Origin of the sequence: Amycolatopsis sp. SB7-3, from assembly GCF_041021335.1 — a bacterium.
Lineage (GTDB): Bacteria > Actinomycetota > Actinomycetes > Mycobacteriales > Pseudonocardiaceae > Amycolatopsis > Amycolatopsis japonica.
On record NZ_JBFPJQ010000002.1, the window covers coordinates 1,213,865 to 1,228,416 of the forward strand.

Genomic DNA, 14,552 nt, shown 5'->3' on the forward strand with positions numbered 1-14,552 from the left:
GAGTCCCGTCGGTCAAGCCCGGCGCGGGAAGCACCGCACGGACGCGGAATCATCGTGCCGCGATGAGTGCCTGGGGTGCGGCTTGCTTCATCCGCGTACGAAGCCAGGTCAGTTGCCGCGCGGTTTCCTGCTCGTGGTCCTCGACGAGGTCGAGCAGTTCGCGATCGCGCAGGCCCTGGGCGGCCTGACCGACCACGGTCCAGGTGATGTCGGTGAACGACGAGAGCGCGTAGAGGTCCTGCAGGTCCCGCAGCAGGCCGACACCACCGCTGCGGGTGCCTTCCAGGCCCGCGGCGTGGAGCCGCTCGGGCTCCTCTTCGCGGTCTTCGCCGTACCGTTCGACGATCGGGGCGAGCGCCTCGGTCTGCCGGTCGATCCGTCCGGCGAGCAGCAGGCACGTGTGCTCGACGTCGGGCTCCTCGCCGTGGCCGCGGCCGACCTCCCGGAAGGCGTCGGCGAGGGTGGTCAGCGAGGTGTGCAGAAGTCCGAGGTAGGTGGCGAGATGCATGGGTCAGCCCTCCACCTTCCGGACGCGGACGGCACCGATCTTGAACAGCGGCTGTTTGGACACCGGATCCCATTCGGTCATGGTCAGTTCGTTGGCCGCCCGAGGTTGCCCTTCGCCGCCGGTGTCCCAATAGCCGTAGTGGAACGGCAGGAACACGACGCCGGCCCGGACCCGGCCGATCCGGGCGGGCACTTCGACCCGGCCCCGCGCGGACTCGACCAGGACGAGATCTCCGTCCGTGACCCCGAGTTCGGCGGCGTCGGACGCGGCGATTTCCGCCCACGGTTCCGGCGCGGCCCGCCGGAGCTTCGGGGCGCGGCCGGTTTTGGTCCGTGTGTGGAAGTGGTACACCGTGCGCCCCGTCGTGCAGACGAACGGATACCGCTCTCCGGGCTCCTCCGGCGGTGCCGTGTACTCGGCTGCCTTGAGGAACGCGCGTCCGTCCGGGTGCAGCGCCTGGTGTTCCTTGGCCGAAACCGTCCCGCCGGTGAGCAGGTCGTGACCGAAGTCCTCACAGGCGTCCGAACTCGTGGTGAACACGCCGTCCGCGTAGAGCCGTTCGGTGCCGTCCGGGCGCTCGCCGTCACAGGGCCATTGGATCCCGCTGCCGCCGCGGAGTTTGTCGTACGACAGCCCGGTGTAGTCGCACAACCGGCCCCGGCTGCACTCCTGCCAGGCACGGAAGGCGTCCGCGGGGGTCCGCCAGCCGATCAGCGGATCGCCGTCGCGGTCACGGAAGTCCATCCGCCGCGCGTAGTCGAGGAAGATGTCCAGATCGGGGCGCGCCTCGCCGGGTGGCTCGACCGCCTTTTCCGACAGATGCACCGTGCGGTTGGCGTTGGTGAAGGTCCCCTGCTTCTCGCCCCAGAGCGCGGCGGGGAGGACGACGTCGGCGAACTCGGCCGTCTCGGTCCGGAAACCGTCCTGCACCACGACGAACAGGTCTTCCTTGCCGAGGATTTCGCGGATCCGCGGGAGTTCCGGCATGGAGACGGCGGGATTCGTCGCCGAGATCCAGAGGAAGCGGATCGAGCCCTGTTCGGCGTACCGCCAGATCTGCATGGCGTGCGTCGGCGGTGACCAGTGCGGGATGGTCAACTCGTCGACGTTCCACAGTTCCGCCAGTTGCCGGACATGGTCGGGATTCTCCCAGTTGCGGAACCCGGGAAGGTCGCCGTCGGCACCGCATTCGCGCGTGTTCTGCGCGGTGGGCTGGCCGTTCATCTGCAGCACTCCGCCGCCCGGCTTGCCGAGCATGCCCCGCAGCAGATGGAGGTTGTTGACCTGGCAAGCCGCGGCGGTGGCCTGATGTGACTGGTAGAAGCCCTGCAGCACGGTCGACAGCACCCGCTCGGACGTGCCGAAGATCTCCGCGGCCCGCACCAGCGCGTCCGGCTCGATCCCGCAGATCCCGCCGACGTGCGCGGGCGTGTACGGCTCGACGGTCTTTTCGAGTTCGGAGAAGCCGAGGGTGTGCGCCGAAACGTAGTCCTCGTCGATCCACTTGTTCACGATCAGCTCGCGGACCAGACCGTTCATCAGGGCCTGATTGGTACCGGGCAGCGGCGCGAGATGCAGGCCACCGGATTCCACCGCCGCCTCGGCGACCTTCGTCCGCCGCGGATCGACGGCGACGACCACGGGCGGCTCGGGTCCGGCGAGCCGGTCGAGGACCCGGCTCCACAGCACGGTCTGCGTCTCGGCCATGTTGTGACCGAAGAGGAAGAGTGCATCGCAGTGGTCGATGTCGGCGTACGTCCCGGGCTGGCCGTCGGAGCCGAAGCTCTCCTTCATCGCGGCGGCGGAGGTGGCCGTGCACAGCCGGGTGTTGCCGTCCATATGCGGGGTGCCGAGGCCGGCTTTGCCGATGACGCCGAGCGTGTAGTACTCCTCCAGGAACAGCTGCCCGCTGGTGTGGAACCCGTGCGACAGCGGCCCGGCCTCGTCCAGCAGTTCCTGGGAACGCCGCACGATCAGGTCCATCGCGGTGTCCCAGCCGGATTCCACCAGCTCGCCGTCGCGACGGATCAACGGCCGCGTCAACCGGTCCTTCCCGTTCCACTGCCAAGACCCGTAGAGCCCCTTGGGTCCCATCCGACCGTGGTTGACCAAGTCGGTCTCGCGGCCGCGGACACCGACCATCCTGCCGTCCTTCACCGCGATGTCGCACGCGCAGCCGTTGCTGCACAGGACGCAGGCCGAGCGGACCCAGCGGTCCACATCGGATTCACCGACGCCCGCCTCGAGGTGGATGTCCGCTCTGCGCGGCCAAGCGTTCCCTCGCCGGTACGGGGTCCGCGCGCCCCAGACCTCCGCGATTCGCTCCGGTACCGCGTCTGCGTTCATGCGGAAGCCGTACCACGCCGCTCACCAGCCGAAACACCGGACAAAGCGGGCGGCCGGGTCAGGTGGCCGGTTCCGCCGGGAACACGACCTGGAAGCCCAGCCCTCGCAGCAGCTGCGTGAGCATCGCCCTGGTGTTGGCCTTGGCGCGTTCGAGCAGACCGGAGTGCTGCGCGGCTTCACCGATCCGTTTCTCCGCGGCCAGATAGAACGGCCGCTGATCCTGCACGGACACCAAAGCGCCGAGCCGGTCGATCAGGCCGCGCTCCTGACCGAAGACGTAGCTGCGTCCGTTGTCCAGGTTGGGTTTCGCCAGCTTCGGTTCGGGCAGCCGCACCTCGACCGTCCGCCGGTCTTCGGACACGGTCAGCGAATTCTCCACCAGCGGCCCGAAATCGACGTACGCGTCGACCGAACCGGCCGCGACGAACAGCGTGCGTTCCCCGGCGATGCTCGCGGGCACCCATGCGACGTCCTTCTCGATGTCGACGACGACCTGGTAGTCACCGACGGCCGCGTGGTACTGGCTCAGATCCCGCACCGCCTGGAGCACCGCGGGCTGCGAACGGTCCACAGTGGACGTTCCGAACGGGTCGAGCTTCGGCAGGAGCCCGGTGATCTGCAGGGCCGCGGCGACGACCAGCAGCCCGGCCAGCACGAACGCCCCGAGACGTACCCAGCGTTTCTTCACGCCCACCACCGCCTCTCGTCCGCGGGGAGTACCCGGCGGACGCGGTCCCGAAGCGTCGTGGGCGGATTCCCGTACGATCGGCGGAACCCGGTTCCGCACTTGGAGTAGTTTGACCGCATGCAGAACGTCTTGCCCGCGCCGGAGAAGGCCGGGCTGAACATCTCGGCGTTGCACTGGGCGGGTTTCCTCGGAGTCGCCGTACTCGTGCTGGTCACGTCCGGGATCGGCCTGCCCTCGGTGCTGGTGGTGGCGCTGGGCGTCGCCGGGATGGCCGCCCTCGTGCTGTCCTGGCTCGGCATCGGACGGCTCGCCGCCGGGCTGTCCGAGCGTCGGCTGTACTGGATCGCGGTCTCGTGGTGCGCGCCGCTGCTCGTCGCGCGCCCCTTGTTCAGCGGTGACATCAACAGCTACCTGGCACAAGGCCTGATCGCGGCCAAGGGGCTGGACACCTATCTCGTGGGGCCCGCCGAGGCGCTCGGCGCCGATTCCCCGGTGACGATGGCCGTCAGCCACTACTGGCGGGACACGCCCGCGCCGTACGGTCCCGCGTTCGTCGCGCTGGCCCGCACGATCGCCCAGATCGCCGGGGACTCCTTCGTGCCGACGGTGCTGCTCCACCGGCTGCTGGGCCTGATCGGGATCGTGCTCATGGCGTGGGCGCTCCCCCGGCTCGCCCGCCGCGTCGGGGTCTCGCCGTCGGTCGCGTTGTGGCTGGCCGTGCTCAATCCGCTGGTGCTCTGGCACGTGGTGGCGGGCGTGCACAACGACGGGCTCATGGTCGGGCTGATGGTCGCCGGGCTGGAGCTCGTCCTCATGGGCGCGGCGGAGACCGGCGCGGCCCGGCCCGCCCTGATCGCGGCGGGCGTGATCGCGGTGAGCGCGGCCGCGAACATCAAGATCGTGGCCGTCGCGGGCCTGCTGTTCGTCGGCGTCGACCTGTTCCGCCGGGCGACGCCCGCCGGCCGGGTGGCGGTCGCGCTCGGGCTGCCCGCCGGATTCGCCGCCGTCACCGCGGCGATCTCACTCGGCAGCGGGCTCGGCTTCGGCTGGGTCCGCGTGCTGTCCGGGGTCTCCGGCCAGGTCCACAGCTGGATGGCGCCCACCAACGAACTCGGCTTCCTCGTCGGCGGCGTCGGCAAGATCTTCGGGGCCGACCTGACCGACGGCGCGATCGAGGTGTTCTCGCTCATCGGTGCGATCCTCGGTCTCGCCGTCGGCGCCAGGCTGCTGTGGCTCACGTACCGGGAGAAGCTGCACCCGCTCTACGCCGCGGGGCTGACCTTCGCCGCGATGCTGGTCCTCGGGCCGGTCGTGCAGCCCTGGTATCTCCTGTGGACGGTCGCGCTGCTGGCCGTGAGCCTCACGACCGACCGCGGGCGGTGGATCCTCGCCGTGGTCAGCGCCGTGTTCGGCGTGCTGCTCCCGCCCGCGAACGGCGGCGCCGTGTCCTTGGCGCTCGGCTACTTGATCGCCGTCGTGCTCATCGGCGGCACCTTGTTCGTGCTCAAACGGAAGGGCCTCTTGCCGGAGATCAGGCTCCGCAAGAACCGGACGTAAAGGCTCCAGCGAGCGGGCGTCTCGACCGTGCCGGTGAGTTCACGCTCGGCGCGATCGAGGCAGTCCTCCAACAGGGCGTCGTGCATCGGCCGCCACAGCAGCGGATACGTCAGCCAAGCGGGGTGCCGGAGCCTCAACACCATGAGATGCGCGAGCTCCGTCTTCCCGTTTTCGGCCGTCCGCAAGGTGAATTCGTGGAATCCGTCGAAGCCGCGCGGCGCGGTGAACCGGAACCGCACCGCCTTCCCGGGTTCGTAGGACTCGACCCGATACCGCACCGGCCCGTGCCCGCCGGTCGCTCCCACCCCGAGCGGCCGGTCGAACCGCATCGTCGGCCACGCGTCGACGGGCCAGAGCCTGTCGCCGTCCGAGGCCAGTGTGTCGATCAGCGCGCCGACGCGTTCCTGTGCCACGTCGACGATCCGGTGATGCCTGTTCCATACGCGCATCGCGCGCCTCCCAGTTCTAGAGATCTTCCCCTAAAACGATAGTAGAGGATAGTCTCTGAAAATGGGACGGCCACCGCGGCACACCGCCGACGATTTCCTCGACGCCGCCGTGCGGATCTTCGCCACCGAAGGGGCGGCCGGCGTGACCATGTCGGCCGTCGCGCGCGAGGTCGGCGCGCCGAGCGGGTCGATCTACCACCGCTTCCCCGGACGTCCGGCGTTGCTCGCCGCCGTCTGGCTCCGCACCCTGGACGGCTTCCAGCGGGGTTACCTCGAAGCGCTCGAACAGGAACCGGCCGTCGAAGCCGCCGTCGAGGCCGCCGCGCAGGTCGTCCGGTGGTGCCGTGCCCATCCCGCCGAGGCGAAACTGCTCTACGGGGGCGACAGGGCACTCGGCGTCGACGACTGGAGCGCCGAGGATCGTGCCCGTGTCGAGGCCGCCAACCACCGGCTCGACACGGCGATCACCAAGGTGTTGCGGAAGCTGCGTCCGTTGACCGGCCGGAGCACCGACGAACTGATGCTCGCCCTGGTCGACCTCCCCTACGCCGCGGTGAGGAGACATCTCGACCACGGCGAGGCACCGCCGCCGCGCACCGTCGACCTGGTGACGCGGACGACACGCACGCTGCTGACGGGCTGAGTTCAAGTCCGGGCGGGGATCACGAGGGAGAACTCCCCGCTGTCGACGAGGTCCAGCAGCAGCCGGGCGGCCCGGCTCGGCGGCCGCTCTCCCCTGGTGGCGATGGTCAGCGGCCACGTGAGGCCGGGCTCGTCGAGCGGGATCGTCCGGACCCCCGCGAGCAGCTTGAGATCGGGCACGACGGCGACGCCGAGCCCCGCCGCCACATAAGAGGGCACGGCACGCAGGTCGGCGACCTCGACGATGACCCGGCGCGGCGCCCCGAGCGCCTCGAAAGCGCGGTCCAGGGCCACCCGGTTGCCGAAGCCGCGGGGATTGTCCACGAACGACTCGCCCGCGAGATCGGCCAACGTCAGCGAACGCCGTCCGCTCAGCCGGTGGCCGTCGGGCAGCACGGCGACGAACGGCGCCGAACCGAGCAGTTTGGCCTCGAGCCCGGCGAGATCGGATTCGGGCAGGCCGAGGAGGGCGACGTCGAGCCTGCCCTGACGCAGGTCCTCGGCCAGTCCGGTCGAGCCGGTGATCGACACCGAAACATGCAGGTCGACCAGCGGATAGCGGCGGTGGAACGCGCCGAGCAGATCGGGCAGGTCGAGATCGCCGACACTGGTCAGCGTGCCGATGCGGAGGCTGCCCCGCAGGCCGGCGGAGGCGTCGGTGACCACGTCGCGCGCCCTGTCGAAGGCTTCCAGCGCGGCCTTCGCCTCGGGCAGGAACACCTTCCCCGCTGGGGAGAGCTCGACCTTTCGCGTGGACCGGTCGAACAGCTTGACCCCCAGTTCGCCTTCGAGGGCCTGGATCGTCGCCGAAACGGTGGACTGCACCGCGTACAACCGCTGCGCGGCGCGAGTGAAGCTGAGCTCCTCGGCGACGGCGACGAAACATTCGAGCTGACGGGTCTCCATGCGTTTGATTATCACATCCACCGATAACTGTGACCAGGATTGTTCGTTGGACTTGGATGATCCGAAGATTCACAGTGGAGACATGCTGAACAGCGTCGCCCTCCCCCGTCCCGCGTTCCGGCGGATCAGCCACGGTCGCGGTTTCTGGGTCATCGCGGCGGCCTACGCCGCCTCGCTCGCCTTCTCCACCGTCCCCACGCCGCTCTACGTGCTCTATCAGCAGCGCGACGGCTTCCCGACCTACGTCGTGACCATCGTCTTCGCGGCGTACGCCGTCGGCGTGATGGGCAGCCTGTATCTCGCCGGCCATGTCAGCGACTGGCTGGGACGACGGCGGGTGATCCTCGCCGCGACCTTGGCCCAGGCGCTTTCCGCGACACTTTTCCTGGCGTGGCCGGACGTTCCCGGCCTGATCCTGGCCAGGCTCGTCGGCGGCGCGGGCATCGGCGCGCTGACCGCCACCGCCACCGCGCACCTGTCCGAACTCCGTGCCGTCGCCCGGCCGCGGGAGGACCACGGCCGCGCGGGACTGATCGCGACCGTCGTCAACATGGGTGGACTGGCGCTCGGACCGCTGTTCGGTGGCGTGTTCGCGAGCTATTCGGCCGAGCCGCTCACGACCCCGTTCGTGTTCTTCCTGGTCCTGCTGCTCGCCGCGGCCATCGCCGTCGCGCTCGTGCCGGAAACCGTGGAGCGCGCCGAAGAACGGCCCGCCTATCGGCCGCAGCGCGTCTCACTGCCGTCGAGCGCGCGGCCCGCCTTCTTCGGCGCGGCGATCGGCGCCTTCGCGGCGTTCGCGATCACGGGTCTGTTCATGGCGCTGACGCCGACGTTGCTGGCACAGGGCATGCACGAGAGTTCGCGGCTGCTGGCCGGTCTCGCCTCGTTCTCCGTGTTCCTCGCGGCGGCAGCGGCGCAGGTGCTCTTCGCCGGCCTGGCCAGGAAAACCCAGCTACGGCTCGGCCTCGGGCTGATGGTGAGCGGGCTGGTGGCGCTGCCGGTCGCGGTGACGACGTCGCAGCTGTGGCTCTTCGTCGCGGGCGGGATAGTCGCGGGCGCCGGTGTCGGGCTGGGCTTCCGCGCGTCGGTGGCCACCGTCGCCGCCCTCGCCGAACCGCCGGTGCGCGGTGAGGTCCTCGCCGCCCTGTTCCTGGCCGCCTACGCCGGACTGGTCCTGCCCATCCTGCTCGTCGGCATCGCGCTGATCTGGCTGCCGAGCGCGTGGGCGCTGATCGGATTCTCCGTGCTGGAACTGGGTTTGCTCGCCTGGTCGGCCCCCAAGGTGCTGACCTGACCGTCCACAATGGCGCGCCCGTGTGGTGACCCTCGTCAAACCTGCGGGCGATCCACACGGGCGATGTGCCATCCTGGTGACGGAACCTCCTCAACGAGGTCCCCGGACGAGTGGGTGCCGTACCCGGCCAGCGACAAGACGGCGCTCTGGGAGCGCGTCATGTCGTGGCTTGTCCTCGTCGTCTCGGGTGTGCTGGAAGCCGTGTGGGCCACCGCCCTCGGCAAATCCGAAGGTCTGTCCCGGCCGGTTCCGTCGGTGATCTTCGGCGTCACGCTGGTCGCCAGCATGGTGGGTCTCGCGTACGCGATGAAGGATCTCCCCGTCGGCACCGCCTACGCGGTCTGGGTCGGCATCGGGGCTTCGCTCACCGTCGCCTATGGCATGTGGTCCGGCGCGGAAACCGTTTCGGTGGCCCGGATCCTGCTGATCGTGGGGATCGTCGCCTGCGTCGTGGGCCTGAAGGTCCTGCACTGACGCCGTTCGGTCCAGGTGGTCGTGAGTGGCGTTTCGGGTTAGAACCCGAAACGCCACTCACGACCAACCCGGCCAAAAAGGGACCGCCCCCGACGCACGGACGACGTCGGGGGCGGTCGGGTCCGGGCGCACCCCTGCGTGTGGCCCGGACGGCTAGGTGGTCAGGCGCGCGCCCAGAGCGCTGGGACGTTCGGCGGCTCCCAACCGACCTGAGCGGTGTGGCCCTGCAGGGCCCGGTACGAAACGCCGTCGTAGGTCACCGTCGCGCCCGCGGCGTAGGTGGTACCAGCCGCCCAGGTTCCACCGGGCGGGTTGTTCGACGTCGTGGTGGTCGGCGTCGTGCTCGACGGCGGGTTCGAGCCCGAGGTCACCAGGCGGAGGCTGTAGACGCTCAGGATCTCCGAGATCGGCTGGAAGTAGAACGTGCCGCCCGAGCTGCAGTTGCCGGAGCCACCGGAGGTGACGCCCTGCGCCTGGTCGCCCGCGAGCCACGAGCCACCGGAGTCACCCGGCTCGGCGCAGGCGTTGGTCCGCGTGAGACCGGAAACGGTGCCCTGCGGGTAGTTCACCGAGGCGTTCTTCTGCTGGATCGTGCCGCAGTGCCAGCCCGTCGTGGAACCGGAACGGCAGACCGACGCGCCGATCGCGGCCTCCTGCGAACCCGCCACCGGAACGGTGCCCGGGTACCGGTTCACCAGTCCGCGCGGGGTGTTGCCCGCGTCCACCCGGACCCACGCGTAGTCGTTGCCGGGGAAGCTGGAGCCCGCGACGGTCCCGCTCGGGTTCGACGTGCGCGTGCCGGTGGTGCCGCAGTGGCCCGCGGTGACGAAGCCGCCCTCGACCGAGAAACCGATCGAGCACCGGCCCGAGCCGAAGGTGTAGGCGTTGCCGCCGATGACGTCGATCAGCGGCACCGGACTTTCGGTGCTGGTCTCGACCCGCACCGCGTCGGCACGCACACCGGAAGCGGTCGCCCACGACTTCGCGGCGGCCTCGCCCCCGGCGTTGGCGAGGACGACGATCGAGTTGGTGGTGGCGTCGACGTACCAGCCGGGCACGGTCTTCGGCGCGCTGGTTCCCTTGGCGTCCAACGACAACTTCGCCGCGTCGAGTTGCGCGGCGCTCCGGGCGACCGTCTTCGGGGTCGCGCCCGCCGCACGGACGACACCTTCCAGGGCCGCGTCGGTGACCGCGACGGTCAGCGTGGTCCCGGACGCGTCCAGCCACGATCCGGCGTAGGACGGGCCGAGCCGGGTCTTGAGGTCACCGTCGGCGCGGGCCGCCTTCTGCTCGCCGGCGAGCCGGGTCTTCGCCTGATCCGGGCTGATCTTCAGGTCGCGCGCCAGTGCGGCGACGATCTCCGACTGGACCTGGTCGGCCGCCGAAGCGGTCTGGCCGGCGCTGGCGCTCGGCGTCAGCGCGACGGCTGTGACCAGGCCCGCGCCGGTAAGGGCCGCCGCGGCGGCCGCTACGATCTTTCGGTTCATTTCAGGCGTTTCCTCACCGCGTTCCGGAAGAAGATCTCGTCCCAGACCGTACGAGGCACCTGCTACAAATGGTACATACCATTTAGGTCATATCCACCAAGTGGACTGGACCTTTCAACCGCTTCCGCGCTGGTCAGCCCACTCCCGCGTCCGTGTAGTCGACGCCATAACCCGGATTCAACTCCAGATACTTCGAGTAGGTCGGCCGCCGGTCGATCAGCTCGCCGTACACCGCGCGCGACAGCGCGATCATCTCCGCGGCGAAGGGCCCCATCTCCCCGCGTTCCGACCAGCCGACGAGATTCCGCCAGCTCAGCGGATTCCCCGCGATCGGGACCGCGACGATCCCCGGGATCTCGTGGAACAGCGGCTGACACAACACGACCGCGTGTCCCGACTCGACCATCTCGATACAGGTCAGCACATCGGTCTCGTACAACGAACGCGGCGTGAACCCCGATCTCGCGCACGCGGACGCGAAACAGTCGCCGAAGCATCCGTCCCCCGGCGTCGCGCACCAGCGTTCGTCCGCGAGGGCGCCGAGTTCGACCTCGTTCTGCTGCGCGCGCTCGTCTCGCGCGGACATCAGCACGAACACCGGATGATGCGCGAGCGTCCGCCAGCGAAGACCGGGTTCCGGCGGTGGGCCCGCGTCGCCGCAGACGCCGACGAAGGCGAAGTCCAGGGCGCCCTCGGCGGTCATGTCCGCGAGTTTGTTGGCCGACCACGACGTATGCGTGGCGACGTGGATGTCGGGATGGGTGGTGCCGAGGCGTTGCAGGAGCGCCCCCAGCATCGGCCCCGTCGCCGAACCGAGCCGCAGGGTCACCGGCTCACCGGTGCCCGCGTGCTGGGCGAGACGTGCCGCTTCGTCGTGCAGCGACGACACGGCGGGCAGCACCATCTTGGCCCGGTCGAGGACGAGGAGACCGAGCGCGGTCGGCCTCGTGCCGGTGTGATCGCGGAGGAACAGCTTCCCGCCGAGGGTCCGTTCGATGCGCTTCAGTTGTGCTGTCAGTGCAGGCTGGGCCATTCCGAGCGTATTCGCCGCTTTGGTGATACTCCCGAGTTCGGCGATCGCGCACATGATGCGCAAGTGGCGCAGTTCCAGCTCCATCCCTCTACGTTAGTAGACATAACTGGACTGGACCAGACAAACGGTTGAGCCAAATGGCTTCGTATCGCTTGGTTCGCGGTATGCCATCGATGTCAGCAATCCCGGACATGCCGGGGCGTCCGGCCGATACTGTCTCCACGCAACCGACGACGAGGGGGTTCAGTGGCGGACGAGCGTGGACGGATCCGGCGATCGCTGGCGCGGGTGATCACCGACGACAACCTGGATCTGTACGTACTGGGCACCGTCGCCTTGGCGTTCACCGTCCTGGGCGCGACCGGGATCTCGGACGTCAAAACGCTTTCCTCCGTGGTGACGGCGCTGCTGGCCCTGCTCGCCTTCTCCCAAATCCGCTCGCGGCGGCTGACCGAACAGGTCCGGGATTCGAATCGCGGCGGCCCCGCCGCGCTCTTCGATCCGGAGTTCCCCGCGGATCTCATCTCCCGGCGCGCGGCGGCCTTCGACATCCTGCTCATCGGCCATTCGATGACCAGGACCGTGCAGGGCATGCGCAGCGATATCCGGTCGATCCTCGACTCGGGCGGACGAATCCGGGTACTTGTCCTGGATCCGACCGACGAAGAACTCGTCGCGGTGGCCGATCGCCGAATTTCCCAAAGCCTCGGACAAGGACGGTTGCGGCAGCGGATCCTCGCGACACTGGACGAACTGACGTCCTTGAAGAGCAGGACGAGCGGCAGGCTGGAGATCCGGGTTTCGTCACGGATCTCGTCCGCGGGCTTCAACTGTCTCGACGTCTCCACCAAACGGGGCCTGATCTGCGTTCAGCACTACGAATACCGGCCGACCGGTGAAGCCTCGCCGGTGTTCACAGTGGAACCGAAGGACGCGCCCTGGTACCGGCACTTCGCCGACGAGGCGGAACGGCTGTGGGAGGACGGCACCCCCTGGCCCTTGTCCGCCGAGGACCGGCTCGCGCGGGCACGTCGTCCGGTGTTCAGCGAGGACTTCGGCGCCGGACTCGCCGAGGCGATCGACGGCACGAGCGAACTGCTGGTCACCGGGATGGCCCGCAACACCCTGGTGAACAACAGCTACGGCAAGTTCGAAGAACGGTTGCGCGCGGGCGCGAAGATCCGGTTCGTGCTGATCGACCCGCATTCGCCCGCGATCGACACGGCGGCCTCCCGCTACTACGCCGTGCGTTCGCCGGAAAGCGCGCGAGAGCGCGTGCTCCACACGCTGCGGGTGCTGGCCGAACTGCGCCGCTCGACCGGCGGCGACCTCTCCGTCCGGCTCGTCACGCATCCGATCGCGATCGGGGTCATCGCCACCGGCTCGGCGCTGTTCGCCGAGTACTACACCTACCAGGCCGCGGGTGAGCCGAAGTTCGTCCTGCAGCCCGCGGACGGCGCGGCGTACCGGACCTTCCTCGGCGAGGCGGAGGCGTTGTGGAACAGCGCCGAACCGTACGACCTGACCTTGGACGACGTGGAGACGCCGGGCAACTGACCCGGTAACGGTTCGGGAACGGGGCTCGTCCGCTCGATTCCTCTCTCATAGAGTGCCCTCTTTCGCGCCCAGGGGAGGGTTCGTGCACATCCACGCCAGACGCCGATCCATCAGCTTCAGCGGCCGGACGATCACGATCAAAGCCGCGGTCAGCGGGTTCAACGACAAGAAGCACACGTTCAGCCTCGAGAAGGTCACAGCGATCAGGAACTTTCCGCCGACGGCGTTCAAGCCGGGAAGGCTCGTCTTCGAGGTGACCGGCGCGTCCAAGGCGATCGTCGAGGACGTGCCCATGTACGCCGACAAGGTCGACATGAACACCTTCACTTACGGCGGCATGAATTCGAAGCACGTGAAAGAGCTCGAAGCGGCGATCAGGAAGGCGATGAGCGGCTGACCGCGAGGGCACCGGTCAGGTCCTCTTCGACTTCCGGTTCAGGAACGCCGAAGCCCCGACACCGTGCGCGACGACGCTCGCCAGCACGGTCACCGACATGACGCTCAGCGCGACGTCGGCCGCCTCCCCGTCGAGCGAGTTGAACGCCAGCAGCCCGAACACGATCGACGCCGCGCCGCGCGGGGCCAGCAGGCCGATGGTCATCCGGTCCTTCCACCGGAAGTCCGTCCGCAGCAAGGCGAGCAGCACCGGGATCAGCCGCGCGACGGTCAGCGCGACGACGCTGACGAGCACGATGCCCCACGTGAGCCCGAAGGACAGCACCAGCACCGCGGTGCTGCCGAAGACGAACCACATCAGCAGCCCGCACAGCGAACTGACGTCCTCGGCGAGTCCGAGTTCCTCTTCACCGGGGTGCCGGGCCGTCTTGTACGCGATCCCGCAGATGAACGCGGCGACGAACCCGTTGCCCCCGATCGCGACGGCCGCCGTGTAGGTCAGCAGCGGCAGGGCGACGGCCGCGACCCGCGCGGAATGCCGGGTCGACCAGCCGTGTTTGCCCGTCACGTTCATCGCCACCGCGGCCACCGCTCCGATGACGGAGCCCGCGAGCACGGCCAGCAACGCCGCCGGGATCGCGGCCTGCAGCGCCTCACCCGGCGTGTTCGCCTGGTGATGGCTCCCCGCGAGGGTCAGCGCGAAGATGAAGACCGGCGCGACGACGCCGTCGTTGTACCCGCTCTCGACGTTCAGCAGATGCCGCACGCGTTCGGGCACCCGGACGTCGTGCACCACCGACGTCGCCGGCGCGAAATCCGTCGGGGCGATGATGCAGGCGATCAGCAGGACCGCCGCCCAGCCGAGGCCCGGCAGCGTCAGCAGGCCGACACCCATGACGATCAGGATCGTCAGCGGCAACGCGACCAGCAGCAGCCGCACCGCCGTTTTCGCGTCGTGGCCGAGGTAACCGCCCTTCACCGCGGTGGCGTCCACGAACAGCAGCAGCGCGAGGATCAGTTCCGCCGCGTTGAGCGCGATCTCGGTGTTGAGCCCGTTGCCGAGATCGTTGCGGGTGGTGAACCCGATCGCCAGCCCGGCCGCGACCATCGCCATCGGCGCGGTGATCTGCCAGCGCTCCAGCCGTGCCGCGGTCATCGTCCAAGCCAGCACGACGACCGCGCCGACGAGCACGCTCTGGATCATCTACCCGCCCC

At 69.2% G+C, this 14,552-nt stretch carries 14 protein-coding genes and 1 riboswitch; of the genes, 6 read left to right on the forward strand and 8 right to left on the reverse strand.

Features of this window, described 5'->3' with window-relative positions:
• Positions 1-49: 49 nt before the first annotated feature.
• Genes AB8M46_RS23700 through AB8M46_RS23710 form a run of 3 tightly spaced genes read right to left on the reverse strand, consistent with a single transcriptional unit; the run spans position 50 to position 3,548 of the window.
• Positions 50-508 carry a hypothetical protein gene (locus tag AB8M46_RS23700; protein ID WP_037339565.1) on the reverse strand — a complete coding sequence of 153 codons (459 nt, stop codon included), beginning with the start codon at positions 506-508 and terminating at the stop codon, positions 50-52.
• Between the two features lie 3 nt (positions 509-511).
• Positions 512-2,854, reverse strand: a complete 2,343-nt coding sequence (locus AB8M46_RS23705) for a molybdopterin oxidoreductase family protein (protein ID WP_394361612.1) — start codon at positions 2,852-2,854, stop codon at positions 512-514.
• Positions 2,855-2,912: 58 nt separating this feature from the next.
• On the reverse strand, positions 2,913-3,548 hold the full coding sequence (locus AB8M46_RS23710; protein WP_125736275.1) for a DUF4230 domain-containing protein: 636 nt from the start codon (positions 3,546-3,548) through the stop codon (positions 2,913-2,915).
• Between the two features lie 111 nt (positions 3,549-3,659).
• Here AB8M46_RS23710 and mptB point away from each other — a divergent pair, with 111 nt between their 5' ends.
• A complete protein-coding gene (gene mptB, locus AB8M46_RS23715) occupies positions 3,660-5,099 on the forward strand; it encodes a polyprenol phosphomannose-dependent alpha 1,6 mannosyltransferase MptB (protein ID WP_394361613.1) in 1,440 nt (479 codons plus the stop codon).
• On the opposite strand, the gene AB8M46_RS23720 is transcribed toward mptB, so the two are convergent.
• Positions 5,003-5,548, reverse strand: coding sequence for an SRPBCC family protein (locus tag AB8M46_RS23720; protein ID WP_394361614.1), 546 nt, complete (start codon positions 5,546-5,548; stop codon positions 5,003-5,005). The two genes, mptB and AB8M46_RS23720, sit on opposite strands and share 97 nt — an antisense overlap.
• Positions 5,549-5,609: 61 nt before the next feature.
• Between AB8M46_RS23720 and AB8M46_RS23725 the strand changes: the two genes are divergently transcribed.
• Entirely contained in the window at positions 5,610-6,191 is a 582-nt protein-coding gene (locus AB8M46_RS23725; RefSeq protein WP_394361615.1) for a TetR/AcrR family transcriptional regulator, read from the forward strand.
• Positions 6,192-6,193: 2 nt separating this feature from the next.
• On the opposite strand, the gene AB8M46_RS23730 is transcribed toward AB8M46_RS23725, so the two are convergent.
• Positions 6,194-7,096, reverse strand: coding sequence for a LysR family transcriptional regulator (locus AB8M46_RS23730; protein WP_394361616.1), 903 nt, complete (start codon positions 7,094-7,096; stop codon positions 6,194-6,196).
• Between the two features lie 82 nt (positions 7,097-7,178).
• Here AB8M46_RS23730 and AB8M46_RS23735 point away from each other — a divergent pair, with 82 nt between their 5' ends.
• Positions 7,179-8,390, forward strand: coding sequence for an MFS transporter (locus tag AB8M46_RS23735; protein WP_037339579.1), 1,212 nt, complete (start codon positions 7,179-7,181; stop codon positions 8,388-8,390).
• Positions 8,391-8,469: 79 nt separating this feature from the next.
• Positions 8,470-8,538: riboswitch (guanidine-III (ykkC-III) riboswitch) on the forward strand.
• Positions 8,539-8,549: 11 nt separating this feature from the next.
• Positions 8,550-8,864, forward strand: coding sequence for a multidrug efflux SMR transporter (locus tag AB8M46_RS23740; protein WP_037340344.1), 315 nt, complete (start codon positions 8,550-8,552; stop codon positions 8,862-8,864).
• A gap of 161 nt (positions 8,865-9,025) precedes the next feature.
• Here AB8M46_RS23740 and AB8M46_RS23745 read toward each other — a convergent pair whose 3' ends face one another.
• Entirely contained in the window at positions 9,026-10,351 is a 1,326-nt protein-coding gene (locus AB8M46_RS23745) for an alpha-lytic protease prodomain-containing protein (RefSeq protein ID WP_037339582.1), read from the reverse strand.
• 133 nt (positions 10,352-10,484) lie between these two features.
• The gene (locus AB8M46_RS23750) at positions 10,485-11,468 is read right to left on the reverse strand and encodes a LysR family transcriptional regulator (protein WP_037339585.1); all 984 of its coding nucleotides are present in this window, start codon (positions 11,466-11,468) and stop codon (positions 10,485-10,487) included.
• Positions 11,469-11,630: 162 nt separating this feature from the next.
• On the opposite strand from AB8M46_RS23750, the gene AB8M46_RS23755 reads away from it, so the two are divergent.
• The gene (locus AB8M46_RS23755; protein ID WP_394361617.1) at positions 11,631-12,941 is read left to right on the forward strand and encodes a hypothetical protein; all 1,311 of its coding nucleotides are present in this window, start codon (positions 11,631-11,633) and stop codon (positions 12,939-12,941) included.
• Positions 12,942-13,023: 82 nt separating this feature from the next.
• Entirely contained in the window at positions 13,024-13,338 is a 315-nt protein-coding gene (locus tag AB8M46_RS23760) for a hypothetical protein (protein WP_037339588.1), read from the forward strand.
• Positions 13,339-13,353: 15 nt separating this feature from the next.
• Here the strand turns inward: AB8M46_RS23760 and AB8M46_RS23765 are convergent, their stop codons facing one another.
• Entirely contained in the window at positions 13,354-14,541 is a 1,188-nt protein-coding gene (locus tag AB8M46_RS23765) for a cation:proton antiporter (RefSeq protein WP_394361618.1), read from the reverse strand.
• Positions 14,542-14,552 lie beyond the last annotated feature (11 nt).